The organism is Streptomyces sp. Rer75, assembly GCF_013414305.1.
GTDB lineage: Bacteria > Actinomycetota > Actinomycetes > Streptomycetales > Streptomycetaceae > Streptomyces > Streptomyces himastatinicus.
In genome coordinates, this window is sequence record NZ_CP058693.1 from 10,004,103 (window position 1) to 10,026,397 (window position 22,295).

Sequence of the window (22,295 nt, forward strand, 5' to 3'; positions counted from 1 at the left end):
TCGCGAAATCGATTCGCGGGACGCCGGTCCGTTCCGCCATGCTGGCCGCCATGCTCATCAGGACCGCCACCCCCGAGGACTGGCCCGCGATCTGGCCCTTCCTGCACCGCATCGTCGCCGCGGGCGAGACGTACACCTACCCCCGGGACCTGGACGAGGACCGGGCCCGTGACATCTGGATGCTGAAGCCCCCGGGCCGGACCGTCGTCGCCACCGACGCCGACGGCACGGTGCTCGGCTCGGCCAAGATGAACCCCAATCAGATGGGACCCGGCGCGCACGTGGCCGGTGCCAGCTTCATGGTGGCGCCCGAGAGCGGCGGGCGGGGCGTCGGCCGCGGCTTGGGCGAACACGTCCTGGAGTGGGCGCGCGCCGAGGGCTACCAGGCGATGCAGTTCAACGCCGTGGTGGAGGCCAACACCCGGGCGGTCGCGCTGTGGCGCTCACTCGGCTTCGAGGTCGTGGGCACCGTACCCAAGGCGTTCCACCATCCGGCGGAGGGCTACGTCGGGCTGCACATCATGCACCGCTTCCTGTGACCGCGGCCGCCTCCCTGAGTCCCGCCGGATCGTCGAGGACGGCCTGCACCACCGAGTGCGCCGCGCCGAGCAGCGGGCCGTCGGAGCCCAGCCGTGAGACCGTCACCGCGCCCTGACCGGAGCGCGCCGGGTCCGCGACCCGCAGCGCCAACTCCCGCTCCAGGGCGGGCAGCAGCCAGGGCGCCAGCGGGGTGAGCGCGCCCCCGAGCACCACCGTGCGCGGGTCGAGGAGGTTCACGGCACCGGCCAGCGCGATGCCGAGTGCCTCGCCCGCGTCGCCCAGCGCGTGCCGCACCCGGCGGTCGCCGTCCGCAGCCCGCTCGGCCAGCAGGGCGATCCGGCCGCCGGGCCCGGGGTGCTGGGCGGCGGCCTGTTCGGGGGACAGCCCGCTCGCCCGCAGCACCGCTTCCTCGCCCGCGTACTGCTCCAGACAGCCGCGCCCGCCGCACGCGCACGCGGGCCCTTCGGGCCGCACCGGCACATGGCCCAGCTCGCCCGCGAAGCCGTGGGTGCCGCGCAGCAGCCGCCCGTCGAGCACGACCGCGGCGCCGATGCCGATTTCGGCCGAGACATGGACGAAGTCGCGCGGCGCCGGGTCATGACCGCCGCGCCACAGCTCGGCGAGCGCCCCGAGGTTGGCCTCGTTGTCGACGGTCAGCGGCAGCCCGGGCAGCGCGGCGCGCAGCGCGGGGCCGATGTCCACGCCCTCCCAGCCGAGGTTGGGGGCGCGCACCACCAGCGACGACTCGCGCGCCACCAGACCGGGCACCGCCACCGCGAGCCCGGCGGGGCGCAGCCCCTCGCGTACCGCCTCCGCCGCCACCTGCCGGACCAGCTCGGCGAGCCGGTCGAGCGCCGGGCCCACGGCGCGGTCCCGGTTGTCCGACGCCACCTCCGTACGCGCCCGCACCCGGCCGCCCAGGTCCACCGCGCAGACGGCCAGATGGTCCACGCCTATCTCCGCGCCGATCCCGGCCGGGCCGCGCTCGTTGAGCTGGAGCGCGCTGCCGGGGCGGCCGACGGTGCCGGGCCGGGAGGGCCCCAGCTCGACCAGCAGCCCGTCCCGGATCAGCTCGTCCACCAGCGTGGAGACGGCGGCCCGGGTCAGCCCGACCCGGGTCGCGACGGACGCGCGGGAGAGCGGTCCGTGCGCGGCCACGGCGTGCAGCACGAGGGAGAGATTGCGGCGGCGCATCGCCTGCTGGGTGTTGGGCAGTGGCGCTGCCACCGTCGTGGTCTCCTCTCCTGCGGTCCGTCTCGTGCGGCCCGTCTTGTGCGGCCCGTCTTGTGCGGTCCGTCTTGTGCGGCCCGTCTCGTGCGGTCGTCTTGTGCGGTCCGTCTCGTATGGTCCCGGTGCGGTTCAGGCCCGGCGCAGCAGCCCGTCCGCGTCGGTCAGCACCCGTGCGATGCGCTCCCGCGTCTCCTCGTCGCGTTCCACCGCCTCGTACGACGGCCCCTCCGCGGTCGCCCAGCGGCGTGCCACCGCCGCCGGGTCCTCGCCCAGCGCCAGCCCCGCGGCCTGGGCGGCGGCGCCGAGGGCGACCAGCTCCTGCGCCCGCGGCACCTGGACGGGGCGGCCGCTCAGCCGCCGCACCGTCTCGCGCCAGGCCGTGCCCTTGGCGCCGCCGCCGATGAGTAGCAGCGGCGTGTCGGGGGCCGCGTCCGCGTCCAGCACCTGGTCGAGCGCGGTCAGCAGGGTGAAGACGGCGCCGTCGTAGGCGGCCTGGAGGAGCCGGCCCGGTGTGGTGTCATGGCGCAGCCCGTGCAGCAGCCCGGAGGCATGGGGCAGGTTCGGGGTGCGCTCACCGTCCAGGAACGGCAGCAGTACGGCCGAGCCGCCCGGCTCCACCGCCTCCCGGTCCCGGCCCAGCAGCGCGGCGACCTTGTCGACGGCGAGCGTGCAGTTGAGGGTGCAGGCCAGCGGAAGCCAGGCGTCGCGGGTGTCGGCGAACCCGGCGACCATCCCCGTGGGGTCCGCGGGCCGGTGTTCCGAGACCGCGTACACGGTGCCGGAGGTGCCGAGGCTGAGCACGGGCTGCCCAGGCCGCAGCCCGAGCCCGAGGGCCGCGGCCATGTTGTCGCCGGTTCCGGTGGCCACCAGGGCGCCGGTGGGCAGCGGCAGGTCCGGCAGGTCCCGTACCGTCCCGGCCGCCTCGCCGTGCCGCAGCACGCGCGGCAGCAGGGCGGGGGAGAGCCCGATCCGGCCGAGGATCTCCTCGTCGTACGCCTCGGTGCCGGACGCCCACCAACCGGTGCCCGAGGCGTCGCCGCGGTCGGTGGTGCCGTAGCCGGTGAGCCGTTCGGTGAGGTAGTCGTGGGGGAGCCGGACGGCCGCGGTGGCGCGGGCCGCCTCCGGCTCGTTCTCCATGAGCCAGGCCCACTTGGTGACGGTGAACGACGTCGCGGGCACGCTGCCGATCCGCTCCGCCCACGCCTTGGGCCCGCCCAGCTCCTCGACCAGCCGGTCGCGCTGTGGCGCCGAGCGCACGTCGTTCCACAGCAGCGCGGGGCGCACGGGACGGCCGGAGGAGTCCAACGTCACCAGCCCGTGCTGCTGGCCGCCGATCGAGACCGCGGCCGCCTGCCTGGCGTGCGGACCGCACTGGCGCAGCGCCTCGGCCAGCGCCTCCCACCACTGCTCGGGATCGCTCTCCTTGCCCTCGCCGTCGGCGCCGCCGCCGACGGTGTGCGGCCCCTGGCCGCGTGCGATGACCCGGCCGGTCGCGGCGTCGACGACCAGCGCCTTGGTCGACTGCGTGGAGCTGTCCACGCCGACGACGAGCGGTCCTTCCGGCACGGGCACGGCTGCTGCTGCCATCTCGCGCTCTCCCTTGCGTCCCTGTGTGCTGCGACGAGTCTCCGCGGCTGAGCGGGGCTTCCCCGGAATGCTCGCGCATACTAATTTGTAAAGCGCCCTGACGAAATAGGCGAGAGAGGCGAGGGAGTCGCGATGAGCTACAGCCCCACCCCCGAGGACCGGTTCACCTTCGGCCTGTGGACGGTCGGCTGGCAGGGCCGGGACCCGTTCGGGGACGCCACCCGCCCGGCGCTCGACCCGGTCGAGTCCGTCACCCGGCTCGCCGAACTCGGCGCGTACGGCGTCACTTTCCACGACGACGACCTGATCCCCTTCGGCGCCTCGGAGACCGAGCGCGAGTCGCACATCAAGCGCTTCCGGCAGGCCCTGGACGCCACCGGCATGACCGTGCCCATGGCCACCACCAACCTGTTCACCCATCCGGTCTTCAAGGACGGCGCCTTCACCGCCAACGACCGGGACGTCCGCCGCTACGCCCTCCGCAAGACCATGCGCAACATCGACCTCGCGGTCGAGCTGGGCGCGAAGACCTATGTGGCCTGGGGCGGCCGCGAGGGCGCGGAGTCCGGCGGCGCCAAGGACGTGCGTGCCGCCCTCGACCGGATGAAGGAGGCCTTCGACCTGCTCGGCGCGTACGTCACCGAGCAGGGCTACGATCTGCGCTTCGCCATCGAGCCCAAGCCCAACGAGCCGCGCGGCGACATCCTGCTGCCCACCGTCGGCCACGCCCTCGCCTTCATCGAGCGGCTGGAGCGGCCCGAGCTGTACGGGGTGAACCCCGAGGTCGGCCACGAGCAGATGGCCGGGCTGAACTTCCCGCACGGCATCGCCCAGGCGCTGTGGGCGGGCAAGCTCTTCCACATCGACCTCAACGGCCAGTCCGGCATCAAGTACGACCAGGACCTGCGGTTCGGGGCGGGCGATCTGCGGGCCGCCTTCTGGCTCGTCGACCTGCTGGAGACGGCCGGTTATGAGGGCCCGCGCCACTTCGACTTCAAGCCGCCGCGCACCGAGGACATCGCGGGCGTCTGGGCGTCGGCCGCCGGGTGCATGCGCAACTACCTCATCCTCAAGGAGCGGGCGGCGGCCTTCCGCGCCGACCCGGAGGTCCAGGAGGCGCTGCGCGCCTCGCGCCTGGACGAGCTGGCCCGGCCCACCCTGGACGAGGGCGAGACCCCGGCCGCGCTGCTCGCCGACCGCACCGCCTTCGAGGCGTTCGACGTCGAGGCCGCCGCCGGGCGCGGCATGGCCTTCGAGCGCCTGGACCAGCTCGCCATGGACCATCTGCTGGCCGCGCGCGGCTGACCGCGACAGCGACCGCGACCGGCCGCCGGTCCCGCCCCCCGACGGGACCGGCGGCCGATGGGTCGGCGGGTCCGGCGGGTCGGGAGTTCACCGGACCCGCCGGCCCTGCCGGATCAGGAGGGCTGCCAGCCGGCGAGCCAGTCCGCGATCTCGTAGTCGGCGGCCTGCGCATCGGTCAGCTGCGGCCGGTCGCCGCTCGCCGCACCGGAACCGGCGCCCGTGTTCTTGTACTCCGCGAAGCGGTCGTCCTTCCAGGAGAAGCCGCTCATGTCCGTCCACGGCGTGGTCTTGACCGCTGCCGACAGGTTCGTATTGCGGACGACCGTCTGCGGATCGAGGCTCGCGTCCCCGCCCGCGTGCCAGGGGCGGCCGAGGTAGAACGACCGGTTGGTGACGTCACCGCTGACGGTGCTGTTGATGAACAGGAAGCCCTTCTTCCCGGCCGCGGTCGAGGGCGCGGCGACATAGCCGCCGGAGCTGCCGTCGTAGCGCTTGACGAGCCGGATCGTCGACTTGTTGATGACGGCGGAGGCGCGGCCGAAGACGAAGTCGACATTTCCCTGGACCACGGAGTTGTTGACGTACACCCGGCCGACCGTGGTCTTGCTCGCGGAGTCGAGCAGCAGGGTGTCCTGGTCGCCGACCGCACCGATGTTGTCCAGCACGATCTTGTCCGCCGCGGTGCGCAGCGCGACCGCCTGCTTGTCGGTGATGCTCGTGTTGGCCTCGTTGAAGTCGTTCACGAACTGGAGGTGGCGCGCCTGGAAGTCGTCCGCCTCGACGGCGACGGTCGCGCTGCCGCTGGTGCCGTAGGTCCCGCCGCCCGGCTTGGGGGTGCCGGAGGCGTTGTTGTAGACGATGGTCACGTCACTCTTGTTGCCGGTGCTGCCCACCAGCCGGATGTGCGGCTTGTTGGAGGGGATCTTGACGGTCTCCCGGTACGTCCCGGGCTTGACGGAGATGGTGACCGCGGAGGAGTTGTTCGCCGGGACCGCGTTGACCGCCGCCTGGACGGTCGTGTACTGACCGCTGCCGTCCTTGGCCACGACGAGGGTCGCCGCGGCGGCGGAACCGGCCGCGTGGGCCCGGCCGCTGTCGCCGAGCCAACCGGTGGCCGGAACGGCGATCAGCGTGGCGCCGGTGGCGAAGGCCAGGGTGCCGACGAGCGGACCGGGGCGGCGGCGCCGGGAGCGCGGACGCGATGGGGGCATGGAGGATCTCCGTCCCGTGGAGGCATGTGCAGGGGGTGTTCTGACGCCCTACGGTTGCCACGCCCCCGCGAAAGGTTGCCGCCCCTCCCCGGGGCCCGCTCCTCCACTTCCCGGCGCCGCCGGAATCCGCTGCCGCGTCAGTCCGAGGCGAGCATCGCCAGGGCCGCCTCCGGATCCTGGGCCGGGGGACCGGCGGGCCACCATTGGCCCCGGTCCTTGCGGTACGGCCACCAGCGCCCGTCGCGTCCGTAGCGCACCTGGGCGTCGGTGCCCACCGTCGTCCAGCGGTTGCCCGTGGCGCGCAGCCGGGGCGCCCGCTCGCCTTCCTCCCAGGCGGTGGCGAGCTGTGCGCGGGCGCGGGCCAGGGCCTCGGCGTCCGGTGTCCACTCCTCCTCCAGCACGGTGAGCGCGGCGGCCCCGCCGTGCTCCCAGGCCCGTACGGCGCGGGCCAGGTCCGTGCTGTCGCGCCCGCAGCCTGCCGCGAGCCGGGCGGCGACCGCCGCCGGGGGACCGGCGGCGGTCAGCCGCACCGTGTCCTGCCACTCCGTCAGCACGGCCGGGACGGGGGACGCGGCATGGCCGGGAGCCAGCGCCTCGGCCAGCAGCCGCTGGGCGCGTACGGCGGCGTCGGCCGCGAGGAACTCCAGCGCGGCGACGTCCAGCCCGGGCGCCGGGTCCGTACCGCCGGCGAGAGCCGGGGGCCGGCCGGGCGCGGCGACGGCCGTTGGGGGAGCGGGCAGCACGGCCGGACCGGGCGCGGTGAACGCCTCCCGGGCCGGTACGCCCGCCGTGGCCGCGGAGGGCGCGTCTTCCGCGGCCGTTTCCCCGGCCGGTGCGGCGTGCCGGGCGGCGTGCGCCACGCTGCGCACCTGCAACTCGTCCAGCAGCTGCCGCTCCCCGCGCCCGCGCATGAGCAGCAGCAGATACGGGTCCTCGTCCAGCAGCCGGGCGACCTGGTAGCACAGCGCGGCGGTGTGCGGGCAGTGGTCCCACGCCTCGCACGCGCACTCCGGCTCCAGGTCGCCTATCCCCGGCAGCAGGTCGACGCCCACGGCGGCCGCGTCCTCGACGAGCTGTGGCGGCATGTCGCGGTCGAGCAGCGCGGCGATGTGTCCCGAGCGCTCCGCGACCACCCCCAGCAGCCGGTCCCACTCGCCGTCGTCCAGCTCCTGTAGCAGCACGTCGGAGCGGTACGGGGTGCGGTCCCGGTCCCGTACCACCGCGGTGATCCGCCCCGGCCGTACGCACACCGCGCCGACCGCACCCTCGCGCGCGTGCTTGCGGCCGCGCTGTAGCTGCCCGCCGTCCAGCGCGGTGTCCTCCAGGGCCTTCAGCCAGGCCCGGCCCCACCAGGTGCGGGCGAAGCCGCGGCCGTGGGCGGGCGGCAGGGCGGCGAGGGTGCGCTCGGGCCGCCCGTCGGGCGCGTCCTCGGCGTACCCGTTCTCCTGGGCGTACCCGTTCTCGTCGGTGTTCCCGGTACGGCTCATCGCTCGGTCCCCCTCAGCTCCACCAGCTCCGCGAGTTCGGTGTCGGTCAGTTCGGTCAGCGCGGCCTCGCCGGAGCCCAGCACCGCGTCGGCCAGCTCCCGTTTGCGTTCCAGCATCGCGGCGATGCGGTCCTCCACGGTGCCCTCCGTGATGAGGCGGTGGACCTGCACCGGCTGGGTCTGGCCGATGCGGTACGCGCGATCGGTGGCCTGCGCCTCGACGGCCGGGTTCCACCACCGGTCGTAGTGCACGACATGGCCCGCGCGGGTGAGGTTCAGCCCGGTGCCCGCCGCCTTCAGCGACAGCAGGAACACCGGCGCCTCACCGTCCTGGAAGCGCCGCACCATTTCCTCGCGGCGCGCCACCGGCGTACCGCCGTGGAGCAGCTGGAGCGGTACTCCACGCGCGGTCAGGTGGGCCTCGAGGATCCGGGCCATCTGTACGTACTGGGTGAAGACGAGGACGCTCGCGCCCTCGGCGAGGATGGTGTCCAGCAGCTCGTCGAGCAGCTCCAGCTTCCCGGACCGGCCGGGGACCACGGGCCGGTCCTCCTTCAGATACTGCGCCGGATGGTTGCAGATCTGCTTCAGCCCGGTCAGCAGCTTGACGATGAGTCCGCGCCGCTCCAGCCCGCCGGTGCCACCGATCTCCGCGAGGATCTCCCGCACCACCGCCTCGTACAGCCCCGCCTGCTCCTTGGTGAGCGCGACGGCCCGGTCCGTCTCGGTCTTGGGGGGAAGCTCGGGCGCGATGCCCGGGTCGGACTTGCGGCGCCGCAGCAGGAAGGGGCGGACCAGCTTCGACAGCCGCTCCGCGGCGGCCGGGTCGCTGCCGCTCTCCACCGCCTGGGCGAAGCGCCTGCGGAACGCGTCATGGGTGCCCAGCATCCCGGGCGTGGTCCAGTCGAGGATCGCCCACAGCTCGGAGAGGTTGTTCTCGATGGGCGTGCCGGAGAGCGCGACGCGCGCCTTGGCCCCGATGGTGCGCAAGCGCTTGGCGGTCGCCGAGAACGGGTTCTTGACGTGCTGCGCCTCGTCGGCGACGACCATGCCCCAGGGGCCCGCCTCGGCCAGCCGTTGCGCGTCGAGCCGCATCGTGCCGTACGTGGTCAGGACGAACTCCCCGTCCGCGAGGTCGTCCAGGCTGCGCGCCGTGCCGTGGTAGCGGCGCACCGGCGTGCCCGGCGCGAACCGCTCGATCTCGCGCCGCCAGTTGCCCATCAGCGAGGTGGGGCAGACCACCAGGGTGGGCCCGGCGGCCTCGGGCACGTCCTGCCGGTGCAGATGCAGCGCGATCAGGGTGATGGTCTTGCCGAGCCCCATGTCGTCGGCGAGACAGCCGCCGAGGCCGAGCGACGTCATCCGGACCAGCCAGTCCAGACCGCGCAGCTGGTAGTCGCGCAGGGTGGCGGCGAGGGCCGCGGGCTGGGCGACGGGCGGCTCGCCGCCGTTCTCCCCGGGGCGGTTCTCCCCGGGGCGGGCGAGGCGGTCGCGCAGTGCGGCCAGCCAGCCGGTGGCCCGCACCTCGACCTCGGCGCCGTCGGCCTCCGCGCGGCCGGTGAGGACGGCGCCGAGCGCGTCGACGGGGGTGAGCTTGCGGTCCTGGCGGTCGCGTGCGCGCCGCGCCGCCTCGGGGTCCAGGACCACCCACTGGTCGCGCAGCCGCACCAGCGGGCGGCCCGCCTCGGCGAGCCGGTCCAGCTCCTCCCTGGTCAGCTCCTGGTCGCCGACGGCGAACCGCCAGCTGAAGCGGAGCAGCGCGTCGGCGGAGAGGAAGGAGGGCATTCCGGACCCCTGGCCGTTCCCGGGGCCGTCCTCCTCGTCCGGGCCGACGACGGCGCGCGCGGTGAGCCCGCGCACCAGCTCCTTGGGCCAGTGCACCTTCACCCCGGCCGCGTCCAGCGCCCCGGTCGCCGGGCCCAGCAGCTCGGTGACCTCCTCGTCGGCGAGGTCGACCGCCTCGGGGACGGCGGCGGACAGCAGCGGGGTGAGCGGCGCCCAGGCGCGGGCCGCGCGCCGCAGCGTGAGCAGGGCGTCCATCCGGGCCCGGGGGCCGAGCGCCGCACCGGCGGGCGCGGTGCCCGCCCACACGTCGGCGGCGTCCGCGACGAGGGACGGGTCGGTGAGGCTGTGCAGTTGGAGGACGGCGCGGAAGCCGGGTACGGTGCCGCTGCCGTGGAGGAGTTCGATACGGAGCGACAGCCGTACGCCCGCGTCGTGCCCGGCGGCGACGTCGGCCGCCCAGGCGCGCTGTTCGGGCAGCCGCCGCGGTGCGGTGGCGGCGAAGGCGGGGCCGCCCGCGGCCACGGACGCGGCGGGCGAGCGCGGCAGCCCGTCCGCGACCGCGTCGAGGAAGGCGCGCAGGTGCCGTTCGGGGTCGGGCAGCAGCAGGGGGTCGGTGCCGGGCAGCACCACCGCGTGGGCGGCGGCGGGCATGGCGGCGGCCAGCTCCCGTACCCGCTCCAGGTCGCCGCCGTCGAGCGGGCCGACGCGCCAGGCGTCGTGGTCGGTGGCGGTGAGACCGGGCAGCAGGCGGCCACGGGCCGCGAGTTGCAGGGCGAGGACGGCGGCGGCACCCCAGAAGGCCGTCGCGGGGTCGGCCCCTCCCCGGTCCGACGGCTCACCACCCGGCTGGGCGGCGGCCCGCGCCCGGGCCCGGGTGAGCACGGGCAGCGCCTCGGACAGGGGCAGCATCAGCGCGCGTACGGTGCGGGTGCGGACACCGGAGCCGTCCGGGACGGCAACGGTCAGTTCCTCGGTGGAGCCGGACGGCCCGCCGGGCGGCGGGCCGTCCGGCCGCCAGAACGCGACGCGCCCGGCGCGCGAGGGGTCGCCCGGCAGGAAGACGGCGGTGGAGCGGCAGAGTTCGGCGATCTCGGAGGGGGTGGTCGCGGAGGGTGGGGTCACAGCTCTGACGCATTCCTCAAATTTGACTACCGGAGTGGGCGGCCGAGGGTACAGGACGGCGGGCCGGATGTGGAACCGGCGGCCGCCGGTGTCCGTTGTGAGGAGTGAATACGGCTATGGGCCGGGTTAAGGAGGCGGGTGCGATGTCCACGCGCGCGAAGGTCGCCGCCGGAGGTGTGGTGGCGGGTGTGATCCTGCTGTGGCTGCTGCCCTTCTGGGCCGCGCTGCTGGTGATGGTCGGCGTGCCGGTGGGCGCCTACCTGCTGCTGGACCCGTCGCAGCGGCGCAGGCTGCGCGGGGTCTCCCGCAAGCAGCTGGGGCGCTGACCCAGACGCCCGGGCCTCGGCCCCCGGGCGAGGCATCGGGCCACCGGCCGGGCTCGGAGCGGGGGCGGCGCGTGCCTGGGAGTGACCGCGCAATACCGATCGCGGATCGTCCCGGCTCCCTGCCCCGGCCGGTCACAGGCGCACTGCCGCGCCGTCGGCGGCCGGGCGGAGGCGCGTTTACGGGGCGTGGGCAGTGCCCTGCGGGCCGTTCGCAGCGCCCCGGCGGTCCGGGAGGCCGTCTCCCCCGCTCAGTGCGGTCGTACGGCCAGCTCGTCCAGCGCCGTCAGCAGTCCCGGGAGCTCCGGACCGCGGCCGACCGGCAGTACCTCGCCCGGCTCCTCGTCCAGCAGTACGAACGCGATGTCGTCGGTCCGCGCCACCATGCTCCAGCCCGGCCCGTCCGCCCGCAGCGTCCGCGCGTCACCCGCAGCGAACGCGGACCGGATCCGGCCCAGCGGCGGAGGCGCGTCCAGGTAGCCGCGCACCTCCTCCAGCACGCGCCGCACACCCCCGTGCGGCTTCTCGCCCGGGGACACGAACGTCACGTCGCTGTCGACCTGTTCGCGCCAGATCGCCCACTGGAGCGCGATCTCGTCCGCGCCGAGCCGCCGCTGCGCCGGACCCCACTGCCCGGAGTCCGGCGGTGCGAGCGGCGGCCTGGCCGCGCCCCCGGGCTGAGCGTCGGGCGCGGGGTCGTGCGGCGCCGGTACGCCCGGAGCGGCCACCGCCACCGCGAGCGGCCAGCCGGGCAGGGAGGCGATCACGGTCCGGTCGTCGAGCGACAGTGCGTACTCCATGCCGCAGTCCCACGTCGCGATGGCGCACGCCACGAGCGACACGTCGTCGGTGACCACCGTCCAGCGGGCGCCCTTGCCGTCCTGCCCCAGCACCAGTCCGTAGCCCGGCTCGTACGGCTCCAGCCCGAGCGCGGCGCACGCCTCGGGGTAGTCGTCGCCGAGCACGCTCGGGAACTGTGCGGGCGTCAGCAGCACGGCGGTCAGCACATACAGGGCTTCCTCGCCCGACTCCTCCGTGGCGGACACGGCGGCCTCCTCTTGCTGTTCTTCGTCCGGCGCACCCTAACCAGCCGGTAGGCGCGGCGTCGAGACTCCGGACCGCGGCCGCCGTCAGCTCCCGTCCCCGGCCCGCAGTGCGTCCAGGGTGCGCCGCAGCCAGGACAGTTCGGCCTGGCTGGTGGCGCGCGCGATGGTGAGGACACCTCGCCGGAAGGGGTCCTCCACCTCCTCCGCCCGCAGCGGCCGGTCGCCCTCGTAGAAGAAGCTGGAGGGGCGTCGCAGAAAGGCCAGGCGGCGTTCGAGCACGGCTGCCTGCCCCGCCGGGTCGTCCAGGTGCCGCAGGAACGACAGCAGGGTGAACCAGCGATTCTCGTCCGTGATGTCGCCCTCGGCCGGATCCGCGAGACGGCGGCGCAGTTCGGCGCGCCCCTCGGCGGTCAAGGTCAGGACATGCCGGGGCGCCGCTCCCGCGCCGGGCCGGGTCTCGCGGGCCAGCAGCCCCGCCTTTTCCAGCCGCTTGATGGCCGGGTAGAGCGTGCTCTCGGCCACCGGTTTGACGTGCCCGGTCAGCGCGGTGATGCGCTTGCGCAGCTCGTAGCCGTGCAGCGGAGCGTCATGGAGGAAGCCGAGGATGGCGAGTTCGAGCATGCCCGCATTGTGGCGCACTCCGCTGTACCTCGAAGGCGCAATACCTCTGTAACGATGTATTGTCCGAGAGCACTCAGAAGCTTCGGAAGCATCGAGCGACGGGAGGGAAGGCCATGCACGAAGCCCCATTCGGCCCGGAGGGGGCCCGGATCCGCTGGACCGAGGCCGGTGGAGACGGTGAGGGCAGCGCGCCCCGGGTCTACGTTCATGGCCTCGGCGCGGTTTCGGCCGTCTACCACGCGCACATCGCCGCCGATCCGGCCCTCGCCGGGCGGCGTTCGCTCTTCGTCGACCTGCCCGGTCACGGCATCAGCGATCGCCCGGCCGACTTCGCGTACACCTTGGAGGACCATGCCGACGCGCTCGCGTCCGCCCTCGACGCGGCCGGGGCGCGGGGCGCCGAGATCGTCGGGCACAGCATGGGCGGGGCGGTCGCCATCGTGCTCGCGGTGCGCCGCCCCGACCTGGTCTCCCGCCTGGTGCTCACCGAGGCCAACCTCGATCCCGCCCCGCCGCGCACCGCGGGCAGCAGCGGGATCAGCGCGTATCCGGAGGACGCGTTCGTGAACGGCGGTGGCTTCGGGGAAACCCTGGAGCGGGTGGGGCCGGTGTGGCGGGCCACGATGCGGCTCGCGGATCCGACGGCCCTGCATCGCAGTGCGTGCGGGCTGGTGCGCGGTACGGAGCCGACCATGCGCCGGATGCTGATCGGTCTGGACATCCCGCGCACCTACCTCGTCGGCGAGCAGGGCGATGCCCTCACCGGGCGCGATGAACTGGTGGCCGCGGGAGTGGTGGTGACGACCGTTCCCGGGGCGGGGCACAACATGATGTTCGACGACCCGTCGGCGTTCACCGCGGCGATCGCGGAGAACGCGACGATCGCGACCAGTGCGGTGCCGGGCGGTCGGCGCGGTCCGGCCGCTCAGCCCTGACGGACCGCGAGGGCCAGGAAGCGGGTGTCCTCGTCCGTGTACGCGTCCAGCCGCCAGCCGCAACGGGCCAGCAGCGGCCGCAGGTTGGGCTCGGCCCGCAGATCATCGGGGGTGATCTGTCGGCCGTGGCGGGCGGCGAGGGCTGCGCGCCCGACCGGGTGGAACAGCGCGAACGCCCCTCCGGGGCGCACCACCCGGGCCAGCTCGCACAGCCCGGCCCCGGGATCGGTGAGATGCGAGATCAGCCCGGCGGCGAAGACCGCGTCGAGACAGCCGTCGCGCAGCGGCAGCCGGGCGACATCGGCGAGGGCGAGCGTCCCGTCCCGGTCGCGACCGGCTTGTCGGGCCGCCGCCAGCATGGCGGGCGTGAGGTCGAAGCCCAGCACGGACCCGCGGGGGCCGACCGCGGCGCGCAGCGCGGGCAGGGCGCGGCCCGTGCCGCAGCCCGCGTCGAGCACCGCGTCCCCGGGGCGCAGGCCCAGGTCGGCGACGGCGGCGGCATAGGCCGGGCCGTCGTCGGGGAAGCGGCTGTCCCAGTCGGCCGCCCGGGGCGTGAAGAAGTCCCTCACGTCGGCCGCGCTGTCTCGGTGGCTTCCCTGGGCGCGGTCCTGGCGCATGTGGGGCTCCTTCGTCCGGGGAACGGTTCCGTCCTGAGAACAGGTTCGGGCATCGAGCGGTCATTCAAGAATCTGACTCTGTCAAATTCCAACAGGTTCGTAATGCGCCCCTCAATGCGCCCCCTTGCGGGCTAGCGTCGCTGGCCCATGGGGGGACCCCGAGCGCGTCGCCCGCTCGCGGCGCGTGCCGACCGAGGGAGACCGTCATGATCAAGCGCCGCGCAGCCGCCGCCCGCTCTTCGGCCGGTCTCGACCGGAGCCTGCTCGATCCGGGCCTGCTCGACGGGATCCTGGACGACGGAGCGGCCCGCGCCGGGGCCGTCCGCCATGCCGTGCTGCTCTCGCAGGACGGGACCGTCCTGGTCGCGTCCCGCGGGCTCTCCCGCCGGGGCGCGGAACACCTGGCCGAGATCGCCTCCGGATTCCACGGCCTGGCCGGGAGCGCGGGGCGCCGTGCGCGCCCCGCCCCGGTGCGGCGGACGATGATCGAGCTGGAGAGCGGCACCCTCTTCGTCGCGGCGGCGGGCGCCGGGACCTGCCTGGTCGTGCTGAGCGCCGCGGGCACCGACCCGGCCACGGCCGCCGCCGAGACGGCCCGGCTCGTGGAGCGGGTCGGCGAGCAGCTGCGCCGCGCCCTCGGCTGACCGCGGAATGCGAGGTTCCGCCGCTGCTTCGGTCGTTCCTCATCGGGTACCCGGGGCACCTTGCCGAGACTGCCGATGACCACGCGAAAGGACACGGCGATGCGAGCGGTGACCTGGCAGGGCAGACGCGATGTGCGTGTGGAGACGGTGCCCGACCCCATCCTCAAGGAACCGACGGACGCGATCGTACGGATCACCACCACCGGACTGTGCGGGTCCGATCTCCATCTGTACGAGGTGCTCACGCCCTTCATGACCCCCGGCGATATCCTCGGCCACGAGCCGATGGGGATCGTCGAGGAGACCGGTCCGGGGGTGACCGGTCTCCGGCCCGGCGACCGGGTGGTCGTCCCGTTCCAGATCGCCTGCGGATCCTGCTGGATGTGCGACTCCGGCCTGCCGACCCAGTGCGAGACCACGCAGGTGATCGAGTACGGGATGGGCGCGGAGATCTTCGGTTACAGCAAGCTGTACGGCGCGGTGCCGGGCGGCCAGGCGGAGTATCTGCGGGTGCCGCAGGCCCACTACGGTCCGATCAAGGTGCCCGAGGGGCCGCCGGACGACCGCTTCGTCTATCTCTCCGACGTCCTGCCCACGGCCTGGCAGGCGGTCGAGTACGCGGATGTCCCGCGGGAGGGCGCGGTGTGCGTGCTGGGGCTCGGCCCCATCGGCGCCATGGCCTGCCGGGTCGCCAGGCACCGGGGAGCCGGGAGGGTGATCGGCGTGGACCTGGTGCCCGAGCGGCTGCGGCGGTCCCGCGCCGACGGCGTCGAGACGTTCGACCTGAACGACTTCGACGGCCAGGACGACCTGGTCGACGCCGTGCTCTCGGCGGGCGGAGGCCGCGGCCCGGACTCGGTCATCGACGCGGTGGGGACGGAGGCTCACGGCAGCCCGGTCGGCCGGACCGCACAGCGCGCCGCCGGGATACTGCCGCGGGACTGGGGCGCGAAGCTCACGGCCCGGGCCGGTGTCGACCGGCTGGCGGCACTCCGGCTGGCCATCGCGCTGGTGCGGCGCGGTGGCACGGTCTCCCTGAGCGGTATCTACGGTGGGATGACCGACCCGTTGCCGCTGATGACCATGTTCGACAAGCAGATCCAGCTGCGGATGGGGCAGGCGAACGTCCGCCGCTGGGCCGATGACATCCTGCCGCTGCTGACGGACGAGGATCCGCTGGGCGTCGACGGCTTCGCCACCCACCGCCTGCCACTGGCGGAGGCACCCCGCGCCTACGAGATGTTCCAGCAGAAGCAGGACGGTGCGGTGAAGGTCGTGATGCGACCGTGAGCGATTGATTTCGGTCGAATCAGCACACTCTCGGCCCACTCAGTGCACTCTTCGACTAGTCGGCGATATCGGCGAGGCCGATGACCTTCTCGATGCGGACCCGCACCAGCAGCTCGCCGGGGACGCCGTTGCGGGCCCCGAACTGTTCGGCGAGGTCATCGCCCACATAGCGGGCGGCAATTCGGGTGGCCCACTCCCGTACCTCTCCCAGGTCGTCGCTGAGTTCGGCCCGGCCCCGCACCGTGACGAAGGAGAACGGGGGCCGCTCGTCGTCCACGCAGAGGCTGACCCGCGGATCCCGCGCCAGGTTGCGCCCCTTGACCGTGTCCTGCCCCGTGTTGAAGACCAGGTCGTCCCCGTCGAGCAGGAACCAGACGGGCGCGAGATGCGGGCTTCCGTCGGCCCGTACGGTCGCCAGTTTGCCGGTGCGGGTGCCCTCGGAGAGGAACTTCTGCCACTGATCCCTCGACATGTTCTGTGCCATGTCCCCATCTTGCGTCAATGAGCGCAGAACAGCCGGAGGGACGGGTAGGGCGGGTTGCCCAGACGGCGGGGGTGAGAAAGGCTGGCACGCAGCTGAAGGGGAATCGGGGAGGAACGCCAATGGCACTCAGCAAGGGGCTCGACTGGTTACTGGACGACCTGACCAACCGGATCGCGCAGGTGCGGCATGTGCTGGTGCTGTCGAACGACGGGCTGGTGACGGGGGCGAGCGCGACGCTGGAACGTCAGGACGCTGAGCACCTGGCGGCGGTCGCATCCGGGCTGCACAGCCTCGCCAAGGGGTCGGGGAACCACTTCCGGACCGGCCGGGTGCGGCAGACCATGGTCGAGTTCGAGGAGGGCGTCCTCTTCGTGACGGCCGCGGGTGACGGCAGCTGTCTCTGCGTCCTCAGCGGCCCGGACGCCGATGTCGGGCAGGTCGCCTACGAGATGACGCTGCTGGTGAACAGGGTGGGGGAGCACCTGGGAGTCGAGGCCCGGCAGGAGAGCGGCGCCCCGAGCTGACGGCCGGGAGGCTGGAGAGGGCCGGGGAGCCCGGGAGGTTATCCACAGGCGGTTGTCCACAGGCCTGACGGACCGTCGTGCCGCGGCGCTATCGTCGTCACTGTCAGTGATTGATCGATCGCGGGGGAGGCTTCGTCATGGCAGTGGAACGAGTGGAGCAGCAGGCTCGGGAGACGGGGGAGACACGGCAGACGAGGGAGGCGCCGGAGCGCCGTAAGCCGTCGGCCCCGGCGGGACCGGGGCAGCCGACGGGCGTCGCGTTCCGCACCGCGGCCCGCATGCTGGGCCTCATGCAGCGCGAGTTCGAGCTGGCCGAGCAGCTGGGGGAGGTGCGCACCGTCACCACCCCCGCGGGGCGGCGGGTGGCGCGGGAGGAGCTGGCGCGGCTGACCGGCGCCGAGGGGTTCCCGGAAGCGCTGCGCGCCCGGCTGCGGGTGGTCGGCACGGCGGAGGGGGCCCAGCTGCTCGGCATCACCCCGGGCAGGCTCACCCGCTTGGCGCGCGGCGGCTTCTTCGCCCCGGCCCGGTTCTATGTCAACCGGTACCGGCGCGTGGTGTGGCTCTATCTGGCGACCGATCTGGAGGAGTTCGCCGCCCGGGAGCCGGATCTGCTGACCGGCCGTACGCCACCGGGGCTGAGCGCGTCGCTGGCCGCCGGGGAGGACGCGCGGGCCGAGGGGTGGCGGGCGCGGCGGATCGACCAGTTGCTCTCCCGGACCCGGGACCCCTGGGAGCGTGCCGGGGTGCTGGCCGCGGTGCTGGGCCCCGATGAGCTGGCGGTAGCCGTCGGCGATCCGCACGACCGGGATCATGTGCGGGAGCTCCGTCCCGCGCTCGTCCCGGTGCGCCCCGTCGCGGCCGCGGCGCGCAAGGTGATCGACAAGGTGCAGACGGCGGAGGGTCCCCAGGAGATCCTGCGGTATCGCGTGGCGCTCGCCGACGCCGTGCGGGAGGCGCGCCGGGTCCGCCCTGCACCGCGCCCCGACGCCGCGGTGGCACCGCTTCCCACCTGCCGCACCCGGCCCCCGGGCCGGACCGCGGGCCGCCCGCGCGGCCTGTGGCGCAGGCTGGTGGGCAAGCGCTGAACCACGGCAGGGTGCGCCGCCCTGAGGCGGAGTCTCAGCCGCTCTCCGTGGGCTTCGGCGCCGGAGCCAGCGGGCGGAACAACCCCTCCTGCACCACGGACACAAGGAGGCGGCCCGCGCGGTCGTAGATCCGGCCGCGCGCCAGGCCCCGGCCACCGGTCGCCACGGGCGACTCCTGGTCGTAGAGGAACCACTCATCGGTACGGAAGGGCCGGTGGAACCACATGGCGTGATCCAGCGAGGCCATGTCGAAGCCCCGTGGGCCCCACAGCGGCTCGACGGGCACCCGCACCGCGTCCAGCAGCATCATGTCGCTCGCGTAGGTGAGCGCGCAGGTGTGGACGAGCGGGTCGTCCCCGAGCGGTCCGACCGCGCGCATCCACACCGCGCTGCGCGGTTCCGCTTCCCTCAGTTCCTCATCGGTCCAGCGCAGCCGCTCGACGTACCGGATGTCGAAGGGCTGGCGGCGCTCCATCCGCGCAAGCGACTCGGGGAGGGCCCCCAAGTGCTCGCGGATCTCGTCGGAGAGCTTCGGAAGGCTCTCCGGCTCAGGTACCTCGGGCATCGGCAGCTGCTGTTCGATGCCCGGCTCCGGACGGTGGAAGGAGGCCGTCAAATTGAAGATCGTCCGACCCTGCTGGACGGCGACGACCCGGCGGGTGGTGAAGGAGCGTCCGTCCCGGACCCGCTCCACCTGGTACACGATGGGCACACCCGGCCGCCCCGGGCGCAGGAAGTACGCGTGCAGCGAGTGCACCGGGCGCTCCCCGTCGGTGGTGCGCCCGGCGGCCACCAGGGCCTGCCCCGCCACCTGCCCGCCGAACACCCTCTGGAGCGACTCGTCGGGGCTCAGCCCACGGAAGATGTCCACCTCGATCCGTTCCAGGTCGAGCAGATCGACCAGACGTTCGGCGGGATTGGTCATCGGAGGTGCTCCTTCGCTGAGGGCGTTCGGGGGCCGGGCGGCGGCCGGGAGGCTACAGCTGGCCCACGTCGGTGACCCGGACCACGGCCCGGCCCTCCTCGTCCGAGGCGGCCAGGTCCACCTCGGCCGAGATGCCCCAGTCATGGTCGCCGTTCGGATCGTCGAAGGTCTGCCGCACCCGCCACAGCCCGTGCTCGGGCTGCTCCTCGATCTGGAGCAGCTTCGGACCGCGGGCCTGCGGACCGGTGCCCAGCTCGTCGTACTCCTCCCAGTACGCGTCCAGCGCGTCTCCCCAGGCGTCCTCGTCCCAGCCGGACTCGGCGTCCATCTCGCCCAGCTCCGCCGCCTTGTCGAGCGCGGCCAGCTCGACCCGTCGGAACATCGCGTTGCGCACCAGCACCCGGAAGGCGCGGGCGTTCGCGGTGACCGGCCGCACCTGGTCGGCACGCTCCTGCGCCTCCTCCGCGGACTCCTCCTCCGGATTGGCGAGCTGTTCCCATTCGTCCAGGAGGCTGGAGTCGACCTGCCGCACCATCTCGCCGAGCCAGGCGATGATGTCCTCGAAGTCGTCCGACTTCAGGTCGTCCGGCACGGTGTGGTCCAGCGCCTTGTAGGCGCTGGCCAGGTAGCGCAGCACGATGCCCTCGGTCCGCGCCAGGTCGTAGAGCGAGGTGAACTCGGTGAAGGTCATCGCCCGCTCGTACATGTCGCGGATGACCGACTTCGGCGACAGCGGGTGGTCGCCGACCCAGGGGTGGCTCTTGCGGTAGAGCCCGTAGGCGTGGAAGAGCAGCTCCTCCAACGGTTTGGGGTAGGAGACGTCCTGGAGCCGCTCCATGCGCTCCTCGTACTCGACCCCGTCCGCCTTCATCGCGGCGATCGCCTCGCCGCGCGCCTTGTTCTGCTGGGCCGCCAGGATCTGACGCGGGTCGTCCAGCGTCGATTCCACCACCGAGACCATGTCCAGGGCGTAGGACGGCGACTCGGGGTCCAGCAGTTCGAACGCGGCGAGGGCGAAGGTGGACAGCGGCTGGTTGAGCGCGAAGTCCTGCTGGAGGTCCACCGTCAGCCGGATGTGCCGCCCCTCCGCGTCGGGAGCCTCCAGCTGCTCGACGATCCCGCCGTCCAGCAGCGAGCGGTAGATCGCGATCGCCCGGCGGATGTGCCGCAGCTGGTTCTTGCGCGGCTCGTGGTTGTCCTCGAGGAGGAGGCGCATCGCGCGGAACGCGTTGCCGGGGCGCGCGATGACCGACAGCAGCATCGTGTGGGTGACCCGGAACCGGGAGGTGAGCGGCTCGGGATCGGACGCGATGAGCTTTTCGAAGGTGTTCTGGCCCCAGTTGACGAAGCCCTCGGGGGCCTTCTTGCGGACCACCTTGCGACGCTTCTTGGGGTCGTCGCCCGCCTTCGCGAGCGCCTTCTCGTTCTCGACGACGTGCTCGGGCGCCTGCGCCACCACGAAGCCGGCGGTGTCGAACCCGGCCCGCCCGGCCCGGCCCGCGATCTGGTGGAACTCCCGCGCCCGCAGCGTCCGCACCCGCTGGCCGTCGTACTTCGTCAGCGCGGTGAACAGTACGGTCCGGATCGGTACGTTGACGCCCACCCCGAGCGTGTCCGTGCCGCAGATGACCTTCAGCAGCCCAGCCTGGGCCAGCTTCTCCACCAGCCGCCGGTACTTCGGCAGCATCCCCGCGTGATGCACCCCGATGCCGTGCCGGACATAACGGGACAGATTCCGGCCGAACTTGGTGGTGAAGCGGAAATTGCCGATCAGAGAGGCGATCTCATCCTTCTCCGCCCGCGTGCACATGTTGATGCTCATCAGCGCCTGCGCCCGTTCGACCGCCGCGGCCTGGGTGAAGTGCACGATGTAGACGGGTGCTTGCCGGGTCTCCAGCAGCTCGGTGAGCGTCTCGGTGAGCGGCGTCGTGCGGTATTCGTAGCTCAGCGGCACCGGCCGGGTCGCCGACCGCACCACCGCGGTGGACCGCCCGGTGCGCCGGTTCAGGTCCTCCTCGAACCGCGTCACATCGCCGAGCGTCGCCGACATCAGGATGAACTGCGCCTGCGGCAGCTCCAGCAGCGGGATCTGCCACGCCCAGCCCCGGTCCGGCTCCGCATAGAAGTGGAACTCGTCCATCACCACCTGGCCGATGTCGGCGTCCTTGCCGTCCCGCAGGGCGATGGACGCCAGCACCTCGGCCGTACAGCAGATGACGGGCGCGTCCGCGTTGACCGATGCGTCCCCGGTGAGCATTCCGACGTTCTCGGTGCCGAAGATCTTGCACAGCTCGAAGAACTTCTCCGAGACCAGGGCCTTGATCGGCGCGGTGTAGAAGGTGACCTCGTCACGGGCCAGCGCGGCGAAGTGGGCGCCCGCGGCCACCAGGCTCTTTCCCGATCCGGTGGGCGTCGACAGAATGACGTTCGCCCCGGACACCACTTCGATCAGCGCCTCCTCCTGGGCGGGATAGAGCGAGATGCCCCGCTCCTCGACCCAGGTCGAGAACCTCTCGAAGAGAGTGTCGGGGTCGGCTTCGCTCGGCAGCTGATCGATAAGAGTCACGGACCTATACTGCCTGGTTTCCCCGGCGGGGCGGGAACCGGCTATGCGGACGAAGATCGTCCGTGGCTAGGGTGTGGTGAGCCGATGCAACCAACTCCCGCACTGAAGCGGGCAAGAACAGGGGCGGGGTACGACCATGATGGGACCGGCGCATTCGCTGTCCGGAGCGGCAGCCTGGCTGGGAGTGGGCGCGGCGGCCGCCGCAGCCGGCCACGAGATGCCCTGGCCGGTGCTCGTCGTCGGCGCGCTGATCTGCGCCGGAGCGGCACTCGCCCCCGACCTCGACCACAAGGCTGCGACGATATCCCGCGCCTTCGGCCCGATCTCCCGGGTGCTGTGCGAAGTGATCGACAAGCTGTCGTACGCGGTCTACAAGTCGACCAGGAAACCGGGCGACCCCCGTCGCTCGGGTGGCCACCGCACCCTGACCCACACCTGGGTCTGGGCCGTCTTCATCGGCGCCGGATCCTCGGCACTCGCCGTGGTCGGCGGCCGCTGGGCGGTGCTCGGCATCCTCTTCGTCCACATGGTGCTGGCGGTCGAGGGGCTGCTGTGGCGGGCGGCGCGGGTCTCCAGCGACGTCCTGGTGTGGCTGCTCGGCGCCACCAGCGCCTGGATGCTCGCCGACATCCTGAACAAGCCGGGCAACGGCGCGGACTGGCTGTTCACCGCGCCGGGCCAGGAATACCTGTGGCTGGGGCTGCCGATCATCCTCGGTGCCCTCGTCCACGACATCGGCGACGCGCTCACCGTCTCCGGCTGCCCGATCCTGTGGCCCATACCGATCGGCCGCAAGCGCTGGTACCCGATCGGTCCGCCGGAGGCCATGCGCTTCCGGGCGGGCAGCTGGGTCGAGCTGAAGGTGTTGATGCCCGTCTTCATGGTGCTCGGCGGAATCGGCGGGCTGGGTGCCCTCGGCTTCATCTGAGCCCCCGCCCCACGGCGGTCCCGGTCCGGGCGATGCCGGTG

Annotated in this window: 20 protein-coding genes; 9 read left to right on the top strand and 11 right to left on the bottom strand. The window is 73.3% G+C overall.

The window, feature by feature from the left end:
• The first annotated feature begins 50 nt into the window (after nt 1–50).
• Nucleotides 51–539, top strand: coding sequence for a GNAT family N-acetyltransferase (locus HYQ63_RS42185; RefSeq protein ID WP_257232513.1), 489 nt, complete (start codon nt 51–53; stop codon nt 537–539).
• Here the strand turns inward: HYQ63_RS42185 and HYQ63_RS42190 are convergent.
• Nucleotides 520–1,767 carry an ROK family transcriptional regulator gene (locus tag HYQ63_RS42190; RefSeq protein ID WP_179939312.1) on the bottom strand — a complete coding sequence of 416 codons (1,248 nt, stop codon included), beginning with the start codon at nt 1,765–1,767 and terminating at the stop codon, nt 520–522. The genes HYQ63_RS42185 and HYQ63_RS42190 overlap by 20 nt on opposite strands.
• Nucleotides 1,768–1,899: 132 nt before the next feature.
• Nucleotides 1,900–3,342, bottom strand: a complete 1,443-nt coding sequence (xylB, locus tag HYQ63_RS42195; protein WP_179941102.1) for a xylulokinase — start codon at nt 3,340–3,342, stop codon at nt 1,900–1,902.
• A gap of 147 nt (nt 3,343–3,489) precedes the next feature.
• Between xylB and xylA the strand changes: the two genes are divergently transcribed.
• Nucleotides 3,490–4,662, top strand: coding sequence for a xylose isomerase (gene xylA, locus HYQ63_RS42200; protein ID WP_179939313.1), 1,173 nt, complete (start codon nt 3,490–3,492; stop codon nt 4,660–4,662).
• A 113-nt stretch (nt 4,663–4,775) separates the two neighbouring features.
• On the opposite strand, the gene HYQ63_RS42205 is transcribed toward xylA, so the two are convergent.
• The 3 genes from HYQ63_RS42205 to HYQ63_RS42215 form a co-directional block, all read right to left on the bottom strand.
• A complete protein-coding gene (locus tag HYQ63_RS42205; RefSeq protein WP_179939314.1) occupies nt 4,776–5,873 on the bottom strand; it encodes a pectinesterase family protein in 1,098 nt (365 codons plus the stop codon).
• 137 nt (nt 5,874–6,010) lie between these two features.
• Nucleotides 6,011–7,360: an SWF or SNF family helicase gene (locus HYQ63_RS42210; protein WP_179939315.1), complete on the bottom strand. Its 1,350-nt coding sequence runs from the start codon at nt 7,358–7,360 to the stop codon at nt 6,011–6,013.
• Entirely contained in the window at nt 7,357–10,266 is a 2,910-nt protein-coding gene (locus HYQ63_RS42215) for a DEAD/DEAH box helicase (protein ID WP_179939316.1), read from the bottom strand. Before HYQ63_RS42215 ends, HYQ63_RS42210 begins: the two co-directional genes overlap by 4 nt.
• A gap of 143 nt (nt 10,267–10,409) precedes the next feature.
• Between HYQ63_RS42215 and HYQ63_RS42220 the strand changes: the two genes are divergently transcribed.
• On the top strand, nt 10,410–10,592 hold the full coding sequence (locus HYQ63_RS42220; protein WP_123105310.1) for a hypothetical protein: 183 nt from the start codon (nt 10,410–10,412) through the stop codon (nt 10,590–10,592).
• Between the two features lie 248 nt (nt 10,593–10,840).
• Here HYQ63_RS42220 and HYQ63_RS42225 read toward each other — a convergent pair whose 3' ends face one another.
• Nucleotides 10,841–11,635 carry a hypothetical protein gene (locus HYQ63_RS42225; protein ID WP_179939317.1) on the bottom strand — a complete coding sequence of 265 codons (795 nt, stop codon included), beginning with the start codon at nt 11,633–11,635 and terminating at the stop codon, nt 10,841–10,843.
• A gap of 84 nt (nt 11,636–11,719) precedes the next feature.
• On the bottom strand, nt 11,720–12,256 hold the full coding sequence (locus tag HYQ63_RS42230; protein ID WP_179939318.1) for a PadR family transcriptional regulator: 537 nt from the start codon (nt 12,254–12,256) through the stop codon (nt 11,720–11,722).
• A 113-nt stretch (nt 12,257–12,369) separates the two neighbouring features.
• Between HYQ63_RS42230 and HYQ63_RS42235 the strand changes: the two genes are divergently transcribed.
• Complete coding sequence (locus tag HYQ63_RS42235; protein ID WP_179939319.1) at nt 12,370–13,191, top strand: alpha/beta fold hydrolase; 822 nt, start codon at nt 12,370–12,372, stop codon at nt 13,189–13,191.
• On the opposite strand, the gene HYQ63_RS42240 is transcribed toward HYQ63_RS42235, so the two are convergent.
• A complete protein-coding gene (locus tag HYQ63_RS42240) occupies nt 13,182–13,808 on the bottom strand; it encodes a class I SAM-dependent methyltransferase (protein ID WP_179939320.1) in 627 nt (208 codons plus the stop codon). The genes HYQ63_RS42235 and HYQ63_RS42240 overlap by 10 nt on opposite strands.
• Nucleotides 13,809–14,014: 206 nt before the next feature.
• Here HYQ63_RS42240 and HYQ63_RS42245 point away from each other — a divergent pair, with 206 nt between their 5' ends.
• On the top strand, nt 14,015–14,452 hold the full coding sequence (locus tag HYQ63_RS42245; protein ID WP_179939321.1) for a roadblock/LC7 domain-containing protein: 438 nt from the start codon (nt 14,015–14,017) through the stop codon (nt 14,450–14,452).
• 99 nt (nt 14,453–14,551) lie between these two features.
• Nucleotides 14,552–15,742 (top strand): alcohol dehydrogenase catalytic domain-containing protein, encoded by a 1,191-nt coding sequence (locus tag HYQ63_RS42250; protein WP_179941104.1) that lies wholly within the window; start codon nt 14,552–14,554, stop codon nt 15,740–15,742.
• Between the two features lie 55 nt (nt 15,743–15,797).
• On the opposite strand, the gene HYQ63_RS42255 is transcribed toward HYQ63_RS42250, so the two are convergent.
• Nucleotides 15,798–16,226 (bottom strand): PPOX class F420-dependent oxidoreductase, encoded by a 429-nt coding sequence (locus HYQ63_RS42255; protein ID WP_179939322.1) that lies wholly within the window; start codon nt 16,224–16,226, stop codon nt 15,798–15,800.
• 119 nt (nt 16,227–16,345) lie between these two features.
• Between HYQ63_RS42255 and HYQ63_RS42260 the strand changes: the two genes are divergently transcribed.
• The gene (locus HYQ63_RS42260) at nt 16,346–16,750 is read left to right on the top strand and encodes a roadblock/LC7 domain-containing protein (protein ID WP_179939323.1); all 405 of its coding nucleotides are present in this window, start codon (nt 16,346–16,348) and stop codon (nt 16,748–16,750) included.
• Between the two features lie 137 nt (nt 16,751–16,887).
• Entirely contained in the window at nt 16,888–17,835 is a 948-nt protein-coding gene (locus HYQ63_RS42265; RefSeq protein WP_179939324.1) for a DUF6397 family protein, read from the top strand.
• Nucleotides 17,836–17,869: 34 nt separating this feature from the next.
• Here the strand turns inward: HYQ63_RS42265 and HYQ63_RS42270 are convergent, their stop codons facing one another.
• A complete protein-coding gene (locus HYQ63_RS42270) occupies nt 17,870–18,760 on the bottom strand; it encodes an acyl-CoA thioesterase II (RefSeq protein ID WP_179939325.1) in 891 nt (296 codons plus the stop codon).
• A gap of 52 nt (nt 18,761–18,812) precedes the next feature.
• Nucleotides 18,813–21,326: an RNA helicase gene (locus tag HYQ63_RS42275; protein WP_179939326.1), complete on the bottom strand. Its 2,514-nt coding sequence runs from the start codon at nt 21,324–21,326 to the stop codon at nt 18,813–18,815.
• A gap of 136 nt (nt 21,327–21,462) precedes the next feature.
• Here HYQ63_RS42275 and HYQ63_RS42280 point away from each other — a divergent pair, with 136 nt between their 5' ends.
• Nucleotides 21,463–22,254, top strand: a complete 792-nt coding sequence (locus HYQ63_RS42280; RefSeq protein WP_179939327.1) for a metal-dependent hydrolase — start codon at nt 21,463–21,465, stop codon at nt 22,252–22,254.
• Nucleotides 22,255–22,295: the final 41 nt, after the last annotated feature.